Source organism: Salipiger sp., assembly GCF_048261495.1.
GTDB lineage: Bacteria > Pseudomonadota > Alphaproteobacteria > Rhodobacterales > Rhodobacteraceae > Salipiger.
The window spans coordinates 75,092-93,182 of sequence record NZ_JBLXFX010000012.1; the positions used below are offsets into that span (position 1 = coordinate 75,092).

Below are 18,091 nucleotides of genomic sequence, written 5' to 3' on the forward strand. Positions count from 1 at the left end.
CATGAAGCGAATGTCCCTGCGCTACCGCCTCTTCATGTACGCCGCCAACCTGCTGGTGATCTGCTTCCTGATCCTGCCCCTGGTTCCGGTCGTGCTGGGCGCCCTTCAGTCCGAGCGCACGCTGCACGAGGATGTCTGGGCGCTCCTTCCGGCCGAGTACACGCTCGACAACTTCCGCCTGATCCTCTCGGGCGGCGAGAACAAGGGCACGGCCTTTCAGGGCATCGACTACCTGCCCAACTCGGTGACATGGTTCCGCAATGCCTTCCTCAACTCTGTGATCGTGGCAGGCAGCGTGACCGTGCTCACCCTGCTCCTTGCCACCCTCACCGCGCTCACCGTGACCCGGCTCAAGCTGAGCTGGACCGGCTACCTGATGAACGCGACGGTCATCAGCCGCATGGTGCCGCTGATCGTGCTGATGCTGCCGCTCTTCGTGGTGATGCGCAACCTCGGGCTGCTCAACACCATCCCCGGGATCATCATGACCGAGGTCGGGCTGCTGCTGCCCTATGCGATCATCATCCTCGTGCCCTACTTCCAGGCCTTCCCGAAGGAACTGGAAGAATCCGCCCGGCTCGATGGCTGCACCCGCTTCGGTTCCTATGTCCGCATCGTCGTGCCGCTCTCCACGCCCGCCCTCGCGGCCTGCGGCGTCATCATCTTCATCATCTCCTGGCACGAGCTGCTGATCCCGCTGATCATCGCCTCCAAGCCCGAATTCATGACCCTGCCGGTGATCCTGGCCGGTCTGGTTTCCGACCAGTTCGTGTTCTTCACGGTCATGATGGCGATCTGCCTGATCGGCCTCGCGCCCACCCTGCTGCTGGTGCTCCTCCTGCAGAAATACCTCGTCAAAGGCCTGACGGCCGGCGCCGTGAAAGGATAATCCCATGGCCAATGTCTCCGTACGAAACCTTAAGAAGAACTATGGCACCGTCGAGGTCATCCACGGCATCGACGTCGACATCCGGAACGGCGAATTCGTGGCCCTTGTCGGGCCGTCCGGCTGCGGCAAGTCCACCCTGCTGCGCATGATCGCCGGGCTCGAAGACGTGTCGGGCGGCACCGTGAGCATCGACGAAGAGGTGATCAACGACATCGCCCCGCGCGACCGCGACATCGCGATGGTGTTTCAGTCCTACGCGCTCTACCCGCACATGACCGTGGCCGAGAACATGGGCTTTGCCCTGAAACTGGCCAAGGTGCCCGTCACCGAAATCGACGCACGCATCCGCGAAGCCGCCGCCACGCTCAACCTCACCGACTACCTCGAACGTTTCCCGCGCGAGCTGTCGGGCGGCCAGCGCCAGCGCGTGGCGATGGGCCGCGCCATCGTGCGCAGTCCCAAGGTGTTCCTCTTCGACGAGCCGCTTTCCAACCTCGACGCCAAGCTGCGGGTGCGGATGCGGACCGAGATCAAATCGCTGCACCAGCGGCTCGGGGCCACCTCGGTCTACGTGACCCACGACCAGATCGAGGCGATGACCATGGCCGACCGCATCGTGGTGATGCGCGGCGGGCACATCGAACAGATCGGCGCGCCGCTGGAGCTTTACGACGCGCCTGCCAACGAGTTCGTCGCCACCTTCATCGGTTCGCCCTCGATCAACCTGCTGGAAGGCAAGGTGCAGGGCGGCCGATTCGTGCTGACCGACGGCAGCACCCTGCCCCTCCCCGAAGGTGCGACGGGACTCGAGGATGGCCGCGCCGCCAAATACGGCATACGCCCGGAACACTTCACCATCACCGAGGGCGAAGGCATGGCGATCATGACGGTCGACGTGGTGGAGCCCACCGGCAACGAGACGATCCTGAGCGGCACCATCGGCGGCCAGGAGGTGCAGATCACCCAGCAGCAGCGGCTTGCGCTCTCGCCCGGACAAAAGGTTCCCGTGTCCCTGAGGCTGGAGGCCGTTCACCTGTTCGACGCGCTGACCGGGCAGAGGATCTGACGCGATGACGACCACGCAACTGCACTGGATGGACGCCGCCGAGATCGCCCGGCGCATCCGCGACAAGAGCCTCTCCCCGGTCGAGGTGACGGAGGCCTGCATCGCCCGGATCGAAAAGCTCGACGGCGCGCTCAACGCCTTCTGCCTGCCGATGTTCGACATCGCCCGCAGGAAGGCGCGCGAGGCCGAGGAGGAGCAGATGCGCGGCGACTTCCGCGGCCCGCTGCACGGCGTGCCCTACGCGCTCAAGGATTCGGACGACTACCCCGGCCAGCTCACCACGGTCGGTTCGCTCTCGAACGCCTGCAATGTCGCCACCGGATACTCGCCCATCATCGAGCGGATGGAGAAGGCCGGCGCGATCCCGCTGGGCAAGACCACCACGCCCGACATGGCCTGGATGGGACTCACCTGGTCCAAGATCCACGGCATGACCCACAATCCATGGGACAGGAGCCGCAATCCCGGCGGCAGCTCAGGCGGCTCTGCGGTGGCCGTCGCCACCGGAATGACGCCGCTGGCCACGGGCACCGATGGCGCAGGGTCGATCCGCATCCCCGCCTCGTTCTGCGGCATCTACGGGCTGAAGCCCTCGCACGGCCGCATCCCCCTGCTCCTGCCCAACACCAACCACCACACCCATTACGGCCCGATGACCCGCTCGGTCGAGGATGCGGCGCTGATGATGGAGGTCTGCTCCGGCCCCGACGACCGCGATCTCTATTCGCTCGAAGACCCCGCGCCCCGTTATGTCGAACACCTCGACAAGCCGCTTACCGGCATGCGCATCGGCTGGAGCGCCGACCTCGGCTTCGTCGAGAAGATCGACCCCGAGGTGCTGGCCACCTGCGAGGCGGCGGCCCGGCGCTTCGAGGAGCTTGGCGCCGAACTGGTGCCCGCCGGTCTCGATCTTTCCGGCTCCATGGAGATCGCCAAGCGCAACTGGCAGGCGATCATGGCGGCCATCGTGTTCCACAAGCTCGCCGATCAGGTCGACAACCTCGACCCCGCGCTCGTCGCCTGCGCGCGCGGCGCGCTGGAACAGACCTCGGGCGAGTTTCTCTTCGACAAGGTGAAGGCCTTCCCGATCTACCAGCGCCTCGTGGGCTGGTTCGGCGATCACGACCTGCTCCTGACCCCGACCGTCGCCTGCCTGCCGGTCACCAACGGCCGGCTGCGGCCCGAGGACTACCCCGAGCACGCATGGGACTGGATGGAATGGGCGCCCTTCAGCTCTCCGTTCAACGTGTTTCACAACCCTGCGGCCAGCGTCCCGGCGGGGCTGTCGCGCGACGGCCTGCCCATCGGCCTGCAGATCGTGGGGCCACGCCATGCCGATGCCCTGGTCCTGCAGGCATCCCGCGCCTACGAACGCATCGCGCCGTGGTCCGGGCAGCGGCCACCGGAGTGATACGGCAGAACAATATCGGAAACCATGCGAGAATTCTGTTCGGTTTTGATAGATTTCATGTACACAGGTCACCAAAATCGAGTTGGACAAATGACTAGCAAGCGCATCCCCGCCACCGTCCGCCTGGAGGCCATTCTGGCGGAAGTCGAGCAACACGGCCACGCCTCGGTCAGCGACGTGGCCGAACGGCTCGGCGTGTCCGAAATGACCATCCGGCGCGACATGGACAAGCTGGGCGCCGAAGGCCAGGTCGTGCGCACCCACGGCGGCGCCCATGCCAATGACGATCTGCGCCGCAAGGCCGTCGAGGTGATCGAACCCAGCGTCGAAAGCCGCGCCACGCAGAACCGGCCCGAAAAGAAAAGGATCGCGGCAACCGCCGTCCGCCGCATCGAACCGCGCTCGACCATCGCGATCGACGTCGGAACGACCTGTTTGGAGCTTGCGAGGCTGATCGACGACAACTCCGTTCACATCGTTTGTGCCTCTCTACCGATACAGCAGCTCCTCGCGGGCAACCGGATGCAGATCTATGCGCCCTGCGGACGAATCGCGGGGGCCGATCCGTCCACGGTCGGCGCACAGACCGTCGCCTATCTGCGCGACTTCAGATTCGACATCGCCTTCCTCGCGGTCGCGGGGATCACCCCGGACGGGTTGTTCGATTATTCCTTCGAGGACGCCGAGATCAAGAAGACCCTCGCCGCACAGGCGAAGTCGCGCGTTCTGTTGATCGACAGTTCCAAGATCGGAAAATCCTCGGCCGTCCGAGTGATGGGATTCGAAGACATCGACGTCCTGATCACCGATGCGCCGCTGCCTTCCGAGATGGCGGCGATCGCGACCAGCCACGACATCGAAGTGGTGGTCGCGCGCTAGGCCCCCCGGCAGACAAACAAATTAAAACAAAATTTGTTTGTTTATTGTCGAATTTGTTGCTATTTGTTTTGCAATACGGAACTGCGGGCCCGAGGAGAGGTTCTTCATGCGCATCATCTATATCGACGTCGATTCCCTGCGTCCGGACCACACCTCGCCCTACGGCTATGCGCGGAAGCTCACCCCGAACATCCAGTCCATTGCCGACAAGGGTGTGAGGTTCGACGAATACCACAGCTCCGACACGCCCTGCATGCCGTCCCGCGCCGGAATGACCACCCAGAGGTTCGGCATCACGACCGGGGTGATCGGACACCAGGGCAACGACGGCGATCTCTACCTGACCGAGTCACGCAGCCAGCGCGGCAACGCCCCCTTTCTCGGCTTTCACCTTGCCAATACCGGCGGGTATCTCACCGTGGGCATGACCTGCTTTGCCGAACGGCATCAGGCCTACTGGTTCCACGGCAACTTCATGGAGTTCCTGCGCCCGAGCCTGTCCCTCGGCATCGACGAGGATGCGGCGGACGTGACCGATGTGGCGCTGGATTGGCTGGATCGGCGCGGCAAGGACGACAAGTGGTTCCTGATGCTGAATTTCTGGGATGCCCACCGGGACTACCAGATCGACAAGGCAACGCTCGACCGCGCCGCCGCCAGCGGGCCCGCGCCCGCATGGCCGGATGAAGACACGATCGCACGGCATCAGACCCTGTACGGCGCGGCGACGGCCAAGGATCTTCACGGGGCCTATGGCGACCCCTCGCCCGATCCGGAAATCACACCGCATGCGATCACCGGTCGTGCCGATTTCGAACAGCTGATCAACGGGTACGACGGGGCGATCTCCTATATAGATCACCACATCGGCCGGATTCTCGAAAAGCTCGAGGAATTGGGCATCGACGGAGAGACGGCCATCGTCTTTACCGCGGATCATGGCGAAGCCTTCGGCGAACATGGCATTTACGGTGAACATGCCTATGCCCACCCGGCCACCACGCGGGTGCCGCTGATCGTGCAATGGCCCGGCGTGACGGATCGCCTGCCCGAGGAGAAGCGGTCCCACGGCGGTCTTTTCTATCACCTCGATTTCGGCCCGACGCTCTGCGACATGCTCGGCCTGCCGACGCCCGAAGGCTGGCACGGCAAATCCTTCGCGCCGGTTCTGCGCGGCGAGGATTTCGCCGGGCGCGATCACCTGATCCTCAGCCAGGGGGTTCACACCTTTCAGCGGGCGGTGCGCAAGGGCGACCTGCTCTATATCCGCACCCTGCATCCGGGCACGTACAAGGCCGACCCCGAGGCTCTTTACGACCTCGCCGACGATCCGCACATGACCAGAGACCTCATGCCGGATCGGCCCGAACTCGCGGCACCGCTCAAGGCGGATCTGGCAGACTGGTGGTTCGAATATGCCGGGCGTCCCGGGTCCATGCCCGACAAGATGCAACAGAACCTGACGCGCGGGCCGGTTCTGTATTCCGACCCCGAACGATATCTCGAACGGCTCGAATCCTCGGGTCGCAGGGAGTTGGCCGCCGATTATCGAACGCGGTTGAGCGGCTTCCTGAGAGACCCGCACGCCGTTCCCGCGCATGAAAAGCCGAAACCCACGCCGAACTGAACCGGGGTGCACCTGGCCGGCGGCTCGATCCGATGTCGCATCGGGCCGTGGGCGGCCGCAGGGCCTGCGCGCGGCTCTCATCGCAAGAGCGACGCAGCGAACCCGGCCCCGGGCAGTCGCGGTTCCGCGCCCCACCGCAAGAAATCCGGTCACTCCGATTGCCGTCCATCGGCCGGGTCGGCCCTTGGCGGGGACGAGATGCCCAAGCGACGGCACCCCATCCAACGCCTCGCACACGTCAAGGGAGATAGTCTCCGTGAACATGAACACATCCGACCTGAACCTGCACGCAGCCGGGCCGGTCACGCCCGCCGCCAAAGCGGCCCGTGAGGATTTCACCTCGGCCGAGATGGGTGCGCTGGCGCATCTTTACCGAGGCGAAGTCTACCGCAGCACGATCTGGCGGACCCGACTCGACACCACCACCAACTGGGCAGTCGTCGTGACGGGAGTGTCCTTCTCGGTCACTTTCGGCAGCCCGACAGCGACCGTCCTGCCCCTGGTCCTCGTCGGTTTGCTGGTAGGGGTATTCCTGCTGCAGGAATCGCGACGCTACCGCTATTTCAACGTCTGGCGGGCACGGGCGCGGTTGATGGAGACGGATTTCTACGCGCCGCTGCTGCGCGGGTCCGGCGGCCGTCGCGACGGGTGCTGGGATCAGCTTCTGGCCGACGACTACGAACGACCGCAGTTTCACATCAGTTTCATCCGAGCCGTCGGACGGCGGTTGCGCAAGAACTACGCCTGGGTTTTTGCGATCCAGCTTCTGGCCTACTGCGGAAAACTCTCGATCCATCCGACACCGCTGGTCAGTGCCGAGCAGTTTTTCGAACGGGCCTCGATCGGGCCGGTGCCGGGCCATGTCGTGCTGCTTTGCGGGCTGATGTTCTACGGCACATGGGGCATGATCGCGATCCTGACCTATGCCATCGAATGCGTCGCGCGCCGCGACAAACGGACCCTGATCACCATCGCATGAAAACGCTGCCCGCCCCCCATTCCGGCCCCTGTTGCGGACCGTCATCCGAAAGCGCGCCTTTGCCGCCGGCGGTGGTGATAGAACCACCGGATGCTCCGCGCGCCGATGGCGGCGCGGTGCAGATCCCGGGAGGCAAGGCCCTGGTCGGCACGCGCTGGCCGCACATTCCCGACGACGGCGAAGGCCCGCTGCGGCACAAGCGGGTGGCGCCGTTCCGGATGGGTGCAACCGCCGTCACGAATGCAGACTTCGCCGCCTTCGTCGCGGATACGGGCTTCGAGACCGAGGCCGAGCGCCTGGGCTGGAGCTTCGTCTTTCACACCCAGGTTGCGGGCACCGTGGGGCTGACCGATGGCGTGCCCTCGTTGGAATGGTGGCGGCGGGTGGATGGCGCGCACTGGCGCAACGTCGATGGCGCGGGCGGGGATGCCGTTCAGGACCTCCCCTTTCACCCGGCGGTCCATGTCTCTTGGAATGACGCGCAAGCCTATGCCTGCTGGGCAGGAGGTCGGCTTCCGACCGAAGCGGAATGGGAGCATGCCGCCCGCGGCGGTCTTGGCGACGTGCGCTTTCCCTGGGGCGACAGGGAGCCCGACGACACCGCCCATTTTCCCTGCAACATCTGGCAGGGCCGGTTCCCGCACGACAATCTCGGTCTTGACGGACACCTGTTCACGGCCCCTGCCCGATCCTATGCGCCGAACGGATACGGACTCTTCAACATGGTGGGCAATGTCTGGGAATGGACCGCCGAGCCCTTTGCCGTTCGCTCCCTTCGTCGCGCGGCCCGTGAGAAACACCGCGCGCGCCGGGGTTATCGCCTCCTCAAGGGTGGCTCGCACCTCTGTCACAAGAGCTATTGCTACCGCTATCGCATCGCGGCCCGCAGCGGCAACTCGCCGGACACCACCACCACCCACCAGGGGTTCCGGGTCGTGTGGGATTCCTGAACCGGGCCCGTGCATCCCGTCAAAGATGTTCCGACAGGGCGTGCCGCGTGCATGATCGAACCCGCTGGGTTCAGAGGCCGGGCGCATGTATGGCAGGAGCAATTTCGTATGATTCCATCTTCGAAATCAGATATTGTGCAGAACTGCGACGCCGGGCGCCGGCATCGGGCCGAATGGAAGACAGGACAGGACGACGTGAGCGAGACGATCTTCGTGAAGCATGAAGAAGGGGGCAGCATCGCCGAGAAGGTACTGCGCCGGATCCGCTTCGACATCATCACCAACACGCTGAAGCCGGGGGATCGCCTGCGGCTCGAGCGGCTGCGCGAGACCTACGGCGCCAGCGTCAGCACCCTGCGCGAGATCCTGAACCGGCTTGCGGCCGAGACCTTCGTCGTCGCCGAGGGCAATCGCGGCTTCGGTGTCGCGCAGATCAGCCAGTCCGACCTGCGCGATGTGTGCGAAATGCGCCTGCTGCTGGAGTGCCACGCCCTGAGGCGCTCCATCGCGGTCGGCACGATCGACTGGGAGGCCCGCGTCGTCTCGTGCCATCACAAGCTGCATTCGGTCGAAAGCCGGCTGATCGGGGGCGACGAGGCGCTCGTGATGCAATGGGTGCAGTATGACTGGGACTTCCACCACGCCACGGTGATGGCCTGCGACAGGCCCGTTCTCAACGCCACCCATTCCAACATCTTCGGCCGCTACATGCGCTACCACCTCAACGTGCTCGATTTCCGCGGACGCCCGGCCGCCGATGAACATGCACGGCTGCGCGACCTCGTGGTCGGTCGCGACGCCGACGCCGCGGTTGCCCTTCTGACCTCTCATGTCACGGCCGGAATGGAACACATCATCTCGAGCGGAAAGATCCCCGCCTAAGGGTCAGGCCGCCTGCCCCTCTGCGACCATTTCCAGCAGAAGCCTTACCGCGTGGCCGTAGCCGCGTGGTCCGGTCCCCGCCATGACCGCCGTCGCCACGCCCGAGACCAGCGAGTGATGATACATCTTCTCGCGCCTGTGGATGTTGGTGATGTGAAACTCGATCAGCGGATGCGAATACATCTTCAGCGCGTCCATGATCGCCATCGAATAGAAGGTGAAGGCGGCGGGGTTGATCAGCAGCGCGCAGGAGTCGTCGATCGCCTCGTGGATCCAGTCGATCATCCGCTCTTCCGAGTTGGTCTGGCGAAAGACCACCCCGGTGTCGCCCGCGGCCCTCGCACAGATCTCCTCGACCTCGGCGAGGGTGACGGTCCCGTAGATCTCCGGCTCGCGCTTGCCGAGGCGGTTCAGGTTCGGGCCGTTCAGGACATAGACCGGTTTTGTCATCTTCACTTATCCATTGTATCCGAAGAGGCGCGGCAACCAGAGCGACAGGTCCGGGACCAGCGTGATGAGCGCCAGCGCCACGATAAGCGCCAGGAGGAAGGGCAGGATCTCGCGGATGATCCTGCTCAGGGGGCAGCCCGAGATGGTGGTCATCACGAAGAGCAGCAGACCGTAGGGCGGCGTGATCAGGCCCAGCATGATGTTGACCACGCAGACGATGCCGAAGTGCACGAGGTCGATGCCGAGCGCATTCGCGGTCGGGATGAAGACCGGCACGATGACCAGCAGGATCGTCGTTCCCTCGAGCAGGCAGCCGAGGATCAGCAGGATCACGTTGACCATCAACAGGAACGCGATGGGCGTCAGGTCGAACCCGGCCAGCCAGGCACTGAGCGAGGCGGGAATGTTTTCGACCGTGACCACGTAGTTGAACACCAGCGCCCCGGCAATGAGCATGCCGATCGAAGCCGTCGTGCGGGCGCTCGACAGCACCGAACCGTAGACAGAGGCGACCGAGACGCTGCGATAGAGGATGGCCGAGACCAGCAGCGCATAGAGCGCGGCGACCGCCGCCGCCTCGGTCGGGGTGGTCACGCCCCCGTAGATGCCGCCGAGCAGCACCACGGGCATCATCAGCGCGGGCAGCGCCTCGAGGGTGATGCCGGGCAGCTCCCGCAGGGGCACCGGCCGCTCCACCGGGAAGGCGCGGCGCCGCGCGCTTGCGACGATGATGCCCGCCTGAACCAGTCCCATGAGGATGCCCGGCACCACGCCCGCAAGGAACAGGTAGCCGATGGAGGCATCCGACACGAGCGCGTAGATGACCATGGGGATCGACGGCGGGATGATCGGCCCGATCACCGCGGTCGAGGCGGTCAGCGCCGCGGCGAAGGCCGGGGGATACTTGCCGCCCTCGGTCATCATGCGCTGCATCATCTTCCCCGACCCGGCCGCATCGGCGATGGCAGAGCCGGACATGCCGGCAAAGATGATCGACTGCGCCACGTTGACCAGCGCCAGGCCCCCCGGAAACCGCCCGATGAACGCGTTGCAGAAGGCCAGCAGCCGCAGCGTGATGCTTCCCGAATTCATCAGCTCTGCAGCCAGGATGAACAGCGGCACCGCCAGCAGGATGTAGCTCGAGAACATGCCGTTGAGCAGCTGCTCGGCGGCAATGCCCATGTCCTGCCCGGCGAGCATCAGATAGAGGATCGACGAGGCGATCATGGCATGGCCCACCGGCAGCCCCAGCAGCGCCAGCAGCACGATGGACAGGACGGAGGCGGTGAACGGGTCGATCATGGCTCCCTCTCCCCACCGCCGGTCCGCGCGCCGCCGGCGTCGCGCCCCCGCAGCGTGGCCACCATCAACCAGGCGTAGCGCAGCAGTGTCGCCACCGCGAAGATCACGTAGATCGAGAACACCAGGTCATAACGGATATCGAGATAGGAGGTCTCCTGGATCTTCATGAAGGTCACGAAGTCCCAGACCGCCGGCAGCGAATATCCGTAGAGAAACAGAAGTGCGGCGCAGGCGAGAAGGCTCATGACCCGCCGCACCTTTGGACCGACGCTTGAGATCAGGAAATCGAAGCGGATTTCCTCGCGTTCGGTCAGCACGAAGGAAGCCCCCCAGAGCACCAGCCAGAGCCACATGATGATGGTCAGCTCCGACGCGCCGCCGCCGGGCAGGTTCAGCAGGTAGCGGAACACCACCTGCACGATGAAGGCGACGAACATTACCGCCAGCATCAGGGCCGCAATGTTCTCGGCCCTGCGCCGCAGCCAGAGCCCTGTCCTGATCAGTCTATCCAAGGGTCCCACCTTTCGGGCGCCGCACCCCCCGGGGATGCGGCCATGGAGGATGACAGCCGATCAGAGGCTGTTGATACGCTCGAGCATCCCCTCGGGCCAGTCGGCCGAGAGTTCGGAGTCGAGGTACATCTGTTGCGCGTGGCTGCGGAAGGCATCGACGTCGGGGGTCGAGATCTTCAGGCCCTTCTCCTGGAAGAACTCGGCGAGTTCGGTCTCGCGGGCAAGGTGCTGCTCGGCGCTCCAGGCGATCGCCTCGTCGGCGGCGGCCTGGAAAGCCGCGCGCTGCGCGTCGGTGAATCCGTTCCAGACCTTGGCCGAGATCACCAGAAGGTCATAGCCGACAAGGTGCGAGGTCATGACGATCTGGTCCATGACCTCGTAGAACTTCATGTTCTCGACGTTCGGCAGCGGGTTGTCCTGACCGTCGATCGCGCCGGTCTGCAGGCCGGTGTAGACCTCGGCATAGGCCATCGGGGTCGGGTTCGCGCCAAGCGCCGTGCCGAGGAACTGCCAGGCGTCTCCGCCGGGCATCCGCAGCTTCACGCCGGACATGTCTGCGGGGGTGTTGATTTCCTTGTCGATGCGCAGCCCGACCTGCCGCGTGCCGAAGTAGGTCGGCCCGAGGATGTGGATTCCGAGCCGCTCTTCGGCGAGCGCGACCATCTCTGCGCCCGCGTCACTCGCGAAGAAGGCGTTGAGGTGGTCGACGTCGCGGAACAGGTAGGCCGAGGTCAGGATCGAGAATTCCTTGATCTGCGTCGCGATATCCTGGGGAGCGATATTGCCCATCTCGAGGTTGCCGCGCTGGATCGCGATGATCTCGGTGGTCTGCTTGAACAGGTTGCCGCCGTAGAAAAGTTCGATCTCGGCACTGTCCGACACGGAGGCGGCAAGCTTCTTCATCATCTCGGCGCGGATGTCCTGTTCCGAGAACACGGCCGAAAAACGAAGTTTCGCAGCGTCCTGTGCGACGGCAGGCACGCCTGCGCCCAATGCCAGGCCAGCAGCAGCGATGCCCCCGAGAAATACCCTGCGGTTTGTCATTCAATCCTCCCGTTTGTACCATATGATTCACTGATCATATGATGATAATCCGATCATACGTCGAAAATCGGTCGTCGGTAAACCCTGCTGTTGCCTGGGCGTCGCTCGGGTGCCGAATCTCAATTCGGGACGCAGTTCGCCCCTTCTGCGCATGAACCCTGTCCAGGCGATCGGCCAGGCGGGGACGCGCGAGGCGATCATTGCTGCGAAGCGCAGTCGATGCGCCTGCGGACGAAGATCACCAGACAAATCAGCAGCGCGTTCCCGGGCTGCGGGTCTATTCGTGAACGGCGTGAGCGGGCTGCTACTGTTGTCGGAAGAGCGAATGAGCGTCCCGAAGGAACAATGCCGAAATTGATCTCTCCAACGCTGCTTGCGGTCGTCAAATGGCCCAAACCACTTTGCGACCACCACTGTCGCTCTATCACGCGGCAATGAAGCGTGATGAAGCAGGGAAGGGCGGCATCCCTGGTGGATCCCGGAGCCAGCTACTTCTTCACACGCCCCCTGCCCTACTCTGCCATCGAGTGCCGGCAAATCGTAGCGGCGAAGTTGTTCGGGCAACCGGACGCTGTTTTCGTGAAGTTGCTCGGTCTCGGACGCAATCCTGCACCCTCTCGTTTGCCCGACGTACGGCTCCCCCTTGTGCCCGGCGAACCTGAACTTACTTGGCCCCCTGCCCGTCTGACGTTTGTCCACAGGCTTGGTCTCTGCTGTATTCCCGCAGGTCGTCCGCGTACCGACATGCGCCATGATGGACGGCGGCGGTTTTCAGGCCAAGGCATCCCTTTCTGGTGCCTTGCTTCTCTCTGGAGGTCCTCAGTGACCACGAATTCTATGCGTTGTGCGAGAGGAGACGCGATGTTTCCACTCGGCCTCTCTTGGTCGAAGGAAATTGTCCGCGGACAATTTCCTGTCTGGGTGGGTGACTACATGGGGAACTGGTCGGTCTAGGTTAGCTGCGGTCGCGAGCGGGAAAGGCGTCGCACGAGCAATTCGGGAACGAAGTCCGCGCTGTTCTTTCCCGACGTTATCGAGCGAAAATAGGCGCCGACCTTTCTGATCTTTTCGTGGAATTGCATGACCGCCCAGACAGTCAAGGCCGTCCGTTCGGCGCCCAGACGGTCCTGAGCATCCTGGTAGTTCCTCGTGTCGATGCCGAGCATGGGTGCGAGAGTTCGTGCGTGTGCAACAACGTCGGACATGGTCTTCACCGGTGTGGGTGAAAACTGCGCCGCCTGGGGACATGCGCTCAGGATTTCCATGACGCTCAGGGGTGTGACGGGTTTGTGTGTTGAATGAGCTTTTGGTTCGTCGCGCTCTTCCATATCAATATGTTCTTTATTTGAGTTATGATGGTGCCGGACATTTTGACCGTCGCTGGCGGACATTTTTTCTTCCCCGAGCACGACCATGTCACCGGGTTGTTCGATCGTCATGTCCACCATGTCGAGGCCGTTCAGAAGGGTGCGGCAATCCTCGATAGACAGATTCCTGCGAAGGGCGCGCAGGGCCGAGGTGGCTTTGTCGTCGTCGCACCGCGCATGCAGGATGTCGTTTGCGGCTGCGCGAATCTTGGCCTTGAGGTAGGCAATCTGATCGTTCTCACGAACAGCGCGGGCGGCAAGCTCGGCGAGTTCCGGAAAGCGCCGGAAGAGGGGGGTGAGGTCGAACCCGAAACGAAGAGCCGTGCCGTCGGCTGCACTGTGTCGTGTGAACCTTTTCCGGTTCGAGCTGTCACGACGAACGAGAAGTCCCAGATCCTGCAGGATGGCGGCATGCCGTCTGATCGTGCGGTCGGAGATCCCGTTTCGCCGGAAAGCAAGCGTGGCATTGGATGCGAAGACGGTGTTGTGCTGCCTTTTGGGAGGAAGGCATGACAGCATCGCGTCGAGGGTCGCAATGACGGGCGCTTTCAGGCCCATCAAGGGTGCGGCTTGGCGCAACGTGTCGACTATGATGTGACGTTCTGGGTGTGAGTTGTCCGCGGACGACAGAGCTCCTGGCCGCGCTCCTGCGGAGGCGGATGTCTGAGTAAATGCCATGAATTTTTCACGACAACCGGTCGGGAAAGGCCCGAAGCCCCCGATTTCTGAAGAAAAGGCAACAGATCACCGTTCAACCGATTCGGTTGTTGTTGACTGTCGCGGAGAAGCTGGTAAATCTGAGGGTGCTAAGAACAGATTGGGCTCTCCGGGGATTACCTTGGGGGGCTCTTTCTTTTCTGGCTGTGTCTCGTGCTCCTTTTTGCTGCTCTGCTCGCCTGTATGTCAGCCGGACTGTTGGTCCGACTTCCACGCCTCATAGAGACGCTTCAACTCAACTTCGGCGTTGTCTCGCATCCATTGAGCGAATTCCGGTACGTCGACCTTGGACAGCTTCACCGTCAAAGCTCGGGGGCTATCCTTGATTTCTGCAAGTGTCTTTCCGTCGCCTGAAACGACCATGTGCGCCGCGGCCCTGACGGGGCTCGCAGGCTGGCCGATTTTCGAAACGGCGTCGCTGACCCGCTCGAAGCGGTCGTCCGAAGCGGAGATCCTGTCCAGACCCAAATTCGAGACCACCTGAGCGAGGTCAGCATTGCTGACCTTGGTCTTGTCCGCCAGGTCTTCCCAACGTCGGCGACCGATACCGTGCGCGGAGCCGATCATCTGGATCACGTCCTCGGGTATCGTGCGGGCGACCTTGGTCATTCGCGACAGCATGGGCTTGTCGATGGCAAGTGCGTCGAGGATCACCGGCTGATCGTATCCGTTGTTGCTCAGCTGTGCCGCGAACAACGCCTTTTCGATGAAGCTCGGGTCCAATCGGTGCGAGTTTTCCTGGCCCTGGGCAAGGATTGCCTCCTCGTCCGACAGGGTGCGCACCAGAGCTCTGGCCGACATGCCGATCGATTGCAGGGCCCGCAGGCGCCGCCGCCCGTAGACAATCCTGAAACGACCCGGTTTGTCGGCAAGCGGGCGGACCATGATCGGCACCTGTTGGCCGTGAGCCTTGATGCTTGCCGCAAGGGTGGCGATATCGGCGTCGGAAAAGGAAAGCCGGTCTTTCGGCCCGTCCTCTTCGATGAGATCGACGGCGATTTCCCGCACCGCATTGCTGGAAAGATCCTTCAGGGTCGATTTCACGCCGCTCATGGCCCCGGTATTGGGGAACCGAGGCTTCAGATCGCCGCCAGCCGCTTCATCGGGCGAATCCGGCGGGGGAGGGGGCTGGAACAGGTTTCTGCGTGCCATTACTCGACCTTCCTCCCCCACGACTGCTGGATCGTTCGTTCAAACTCATCCGCGACGCCGTTCACGCTCTCCAGAATCCTGTCCAGGGTCTTCTTGACCACCTGGCTGGGTTCCAGTTCATAGATCGTCTGCTGCGTCATCCCGGCATCCGAAATGGCGGTGGATTTCAGCATGGGCGTGTTGAGAACCTGGTCGAGCAGGATCGACCTGAGAAAACCCGCCATCTGCGATTGCGGGACATCGGTCGGCTCGAACCGGGCGACGAGATATTTGAGGAACGACCAATCGATGGGCCCGGTCGCTTCTTCCAGGGTCCTGACGGTCTCGCCGGCCATCTCGAGGAATTGCGCCATGGAGGCCACGTCCAGCATGCTCGGGACCACGGTGATCAGAAGTCCGGTAGACGCGAGCAGGGCGGTCATCGTCGTGAAGCCCAACTGCGGCGGGCAATCAATGATCACCAGGTCGTAGTTGCTTTCGATCTCGTCGAGTGCAATCGCCAAACGCTGCGTGAACGGGGGGTCGACCTTGTGCTGCAGCGCGTAGGCCGTTTCGGTTTCATATTCCGACAACAGCAATCCGGCGGGTGCGAGATCGAGGTTGTGGAAGTAGGTCTTGCGAACGACCTGGCTCAGCGGCACCGGATCCTCATATTTCAGGGCGTCGTAGACCGTGCCGCTTTCGGCAAACTCGATCTCCGGGCGGTATCCGAACATTGTCGTCAGGCTGGCCTGGGGGTCCATGTCCACGGCGAGCACGCGATACCCTCTGAGGGCGTAGCGCTGCGCAAGGTGGATCGCCGTCGTCGTCTTGCTGGAGCCACCCTTGAAATTCACGATGGAGATGATCTGAAGCGCGTCACCATGCCGACGGCCCGGCAGATACGCGTCGCCGTTGCGCCCGGTCCGCGCCATCACCTGACGGATCTGGTCGATCTCCTCGGCGGAATAGAGACGCCTGCCGCGGGAGTCCGTTTCGACATCGGGAAAGTCACCTTCCTGATGGCGCGTTCTCAGGTTCGACATGCTGATGCCCGTCAACTCGGAGACCTCGGACGGGTGGAACTTGCGCAGTATCTTTCTGCTTTCGGGTTGAAAGCTGTTGCGCATATGGTGGTCGAGGGCATCCGATAGACGCGCGGCGTTCGCGGATATTGACGCTGCAATGGACTTCGCGCCCGGGAAATCTGCCGTGGTGTTCATGCTGCCCTCGTGACCTCTTGGTGGGTCGATTGTGTTTCGTCGCTAAAACGCGGGATTTTCGCTCCCTTGCGACTAGAGCACTCATGACACGCAACTTATCCCCAGACAACAATTTTCTTGCCAGGCCGATGGCGCGGACCCGGACGGGGTTCGGGCCCGGACTTGTTTAATGAGTGTAAATATTTGAAAATATGTATAAATCTCCGGACGTGCCGGCGCGGCAGCCGATATGACCTGGTTTCGCCGCTTACCCCCTGAAATCCTAAGCAGGGTCCTTCCGCGAATCTTCATACCCCATGCTTGGTGCAGCGGGCACCTCGTTGTCGATCAGATGATCCCAAGTCGCGCAGTCCGCTCCAGACGGTCCATCCGCATTCGGACAAGCGTTGCGCCTTTCCCGATCCACAACCGTACGGGCGGGAAACCCTGTCAGGCGCATCACCGTCCGAGCTGTCTCTCTCAAAGCTCTCGACATATTCCAGGTGTTTCCAGTGTTTGCGACCGGGGCAGGGGGGCCACCCGCGCAGCGTACCGTGGCCTTGAAAGTGGGTCATTTGAAGTCCCGATGGCCAACCGACCGCTCGCGCGGGATCAGAGCCCCGCGGCCTTGGTGAGGTTGACGCGAAAGCGGTCGCGGCGACGCTGATAGCGGCGGGTCATTTCGGCGGAGGCGTGGCCGAGATGCTTCTGCACGTGGCGCTCGTCGACCTCGGCAGAGGAAGCGAGACCGGCGCGCAGCGAGTGGCCGGAGTAAAGTGCCAGCCGCTCGGCCTCGGGCAGGTCGGCGCGCAAGCCGGCGCGCAGCACGCAGTCTTTCACCAGCCGGGCCACGTGCCGGTCGTTCAGCCGGGCCTCAAGCGCGCGGCTGCCGTCGCGCGTGGTGCGTACGAAGATCGGGCCGAAGTCGATCCGGGCGAAGTGCAGCCATTGTTCGAGCGCATGCACCGGGCAGGTCTGTTCGGACGAGCCGCGCCCGACCTCGACCTCGCGCCAGCCGGTCTTGGCATTCAGCGTCAGCAGCGCACCCTTGTCGAAGATCTCGACCCAGCCGCCGCTGTCCGGAGTATCGTCCTTGTGCCGGTCGAGGCCGACGATTTCGGACCGCCGCAGCCCGCCGGCATAGCCGAGCAGCAGCATCGCCCGGTCGCGCAGCCCGCGCAGGTCGCGGGGCAGGGTGGCCAGCATGGCGAGGATATCCTCGGGCAGGATCGCCTCCTTGCGGACCGGGGGGCGGGCGTGCTTGCGCCGGATCCCGGCAAGCACGGTGGCGATGTGCCGGTTTCTGCGGTCGAGGGTGAGGCCGCGTTGCGCATAGCCGCGGGCGAGGCCCGAGAGGCGCCGCTCGATCGTGCTGACCGAGAGGCCGCTGGCGCTGTCCCGCGGCGCGGCGAGGTCGGCCAGGTAAAGGCCGATCAGCTCGGGCGAGGGCGGCAGCGGCTCGGCGCCCTTCAGGCGGCACCAGCGGGTGAACTGCGCCCAGTCGGTCGCATAGGCCCGGAGCGTGTTTTCCGAAGCGGATGCGCGGGCGTAGTTGCGGGCGGTGTCCACCAGCCGGTCGAGCGTTCCGGACCCGGCGACATGGGAGGGCAGGGCGATGGGGACGTGGCGCTCGTCTTCCGGATCGGTCACTTCTGCCATCGTCCATGTCTCCCGGTGCTGCCG

At 63.6% G+C, this 18,091-nt stretch carries 16 protein-coding genes; 8 read left to right on the top strand and 8 right to left on the bottom strand.

Features of this window, described 5'->3' with window-relative positions; all coding sequences use genetic code 11:
* Position 1 precedes the first annotated feature (1 nt).
* The 8 genes from ACN0RJ_RS19535 to ACN0RJ_RS19570 all read left to right on the top strand — a co-directional run bounded on the left by ACN0RJ_RS19535 (position 2) and on the right by ACN0RJ_RS19570 (position 8,683).
* Positions 2-889, top strand: coding sequence for a carbohydrate ABC transporter permease (locus tag ACN0RJ_RS19535; protein WP_417722047.1), 888 nt, complete (start codon positions 2-4; stop codon positions 887-889).
* A 4-nt stretch (positions 890-893) separates the two neighbouring features.
* Positions 894-1,955 (top strand): ABC transporter ATP-binding protein, encoded by a 1,062-nt coding sequence (locus ACN0RJ_RS19540; RefSeq protein WP_417725366.1) that lies wholly within the window; start codon positions 894-896, stop codon positions 1,953-1,955.
* 4 nt (positions 1,956-1,959) lie between these two features.
* Entirely contained in the window at positions 1,960-3,366 is a 1,407-nt protein-coding gene (locus tag ACN0RJ_RS19545; protein ID WP_417725367.1) for an amidase, read from the top strand.
* Between the two features lie 90 nt (positions 3,367-3,456).
* Complete coding sequence (locus tag ACN0RJ_RS19550; RefSeq protein ID WP_417725368.1) at positions 3,457-4,245, top strand: DeoR/GlpR family DNA-binding transcription regulator; 789 nt, start codon at positions 3,457-3,459, stop codon at positions 4,243-4,245.
* A gap of 106 nt (positions 4,246-4,351) precedes the next feature.
* Complete coding sequence (locus ACN0RJ_RS19555; protein ID WP_417725369.1) at positions 4,352-5,872, top strand: sulfatase; 1,521 nt, start codon at positions 4,352-4,354, stop codon at positions 5,870-5,872.
* Positions 5,873-6,134: 262 nt separating this feature from the next.
* Positions 6,135-6,851: a DUF2270 domain-containing protein gene (locus tag ACN0RJ_RS19560; RefSeq protein ID WP_417725388.1), complete on the top strand. Its 717-nt coding sequence runs from the start codon at positions 6,135-6,137 to the stop codon at positions 6,849-6,851.
* The gene (locus ACN0RJ_RS19565) at positions 6,848-7,801 is read left to right on the top strand and encodes a formylglycine-generating enzyme family protein (protein ID WP_417725370.1); all 954 of its coding nucleotides are present in this window, start codon (positions 6,848-6,850) and stop codon (positions 7,799-7,801) included. Before ACN0RJ_RS19560 ends, ACN0RJ_RS19565 begins: the two co-directional genes overlap by 4 nt.
* 195 nt (positions 7,802-7,996) lie before the next feature.
* Positions 7,997-8,683, top strand: coding sequence for a GntR family transcriptional regulator (locus ACN0RJ_RS19570; RefSeq protein ID WP_417722053.1), 687 nt, complete (start codon positions 7,997-7,999; stop codon positions 8,681-8,683).
* Between the two features lie 3 nt (positions 8,684-8,686).
* On the opposite strand, the gene ACN0RJ_RS19575 is transcribed toward ACN0RJ_RS19570, so the two are convergent.
* The 8 genes from ACN0RJ_RS19575 to ACN0RJ_RS19610 form a co-directional block, all read right to left on the bottom strand.
* A complete protein-coding gene (locus ACN0RJ_RS19575) occupies positions 8,687-9,133 on the bottom strand; it encodes a type II 3-dehydroquinate dehydratase (protein ID WP_417725371.1) in 447 nt (148 codons plus the stop codon).
* 6 nt (positions 9,134-9,139) lie between these two features.
* The gene (locus tag ACN0RJ_RS19580; RefSeq protein ID WP_417725372.1) at positions 9,140-10,435 is read right to left on the bottom strand and encodes a TRAP transporter large permease; all 1,296 of its coding nucleotides are present in this window, start codon (positions 10,433-10,435) and stop codon (positions 9,140-9,142) included.
* On the bottom strand, positions 10,432-10,947 hold the full coding sequence (locus ACN0RJ_RS19585; protein WP_417725373.1) for a TRAP transporter small permease: 516 nt from the start codon (positions 10,945-10,947) through the stop codon (positions 10,432-10,434). The genes ACN0RJ_RS19580 and ACN0RJ_RS19585 overlap by 4 nt, the downstream gene beginning before the upstream one ends.
* 60 nt (positions 10,948-11,007) lie before the next feature.
* Positions 11,008-11,883 carry a TRAP transporter substrate-binding protein DctP gene (gene dctP / locus ACN0RJ_RS19590; RefSeq protein ID WP_417725374.1) on the bottom strand — a complete coding sequence of 292 codons (876 nt, stop codon included), beginning with the start codon at positions 11,881-11,883 and terminating at the stop codon, positions 11,008-11,010.
* 1,058 nt (positions 11,884-12,941) lie between these two features.
* A complete protein-coding gene (gene repC / locus ACN0RJ_RS19595) occupies positions 12,942-14,036 on the bottom strand; it encodes a plasmid replication protein RepC (RefSeq protein ID WP_417725375.1) in 1,095 nt (364 codons plus the stop codon).
* 225 nt (positions 14,037-14,261) lie between these two features.
* A complete protein-coding gene (gene repB, locus ACN0RJ_RS19600; protein WP_417725376.1) occupies positions 14,262-15,227 on the bottom strand; it encodes a plasmid partitioning protein RepB in 966 nt (321 codons plus the stop codon).
* Positions 15,227-16,429 carry a plasmid partitioning protein RepA gene (repA, locus tag ACN0RJ_RS19605; RefSeq protein WP_417725377.1) on the bottom strand — a complete coding sequence of 401 codons (1,203 nt, stop codon included), beginning with the start codon at positions 16,427-16,429 and terminating at the stop codon, positions 15,227-15,229. The genes repB and repA overlap by 1 nt, the downstream gene beginning before the upstream one ends.
* Positions 16,430-17,020: 591 nt before the next feature.
* Positions 17,021-18,067 carry a tyrosine-type recombinase/integrase gene (locus tag ACN0RJ_RS19610; protein WP_417725378.1) on the bottom strand — a complete coding sequence of 349 codons (1,047 nt, stop codon included), beginning with the start codon at positions 18,065-18,067 and terminating at the stop codon, positions 17,021-17,023.
* Between the last annotated feature and the right edge of the window lie 24 nt (positions 18,068-18,091).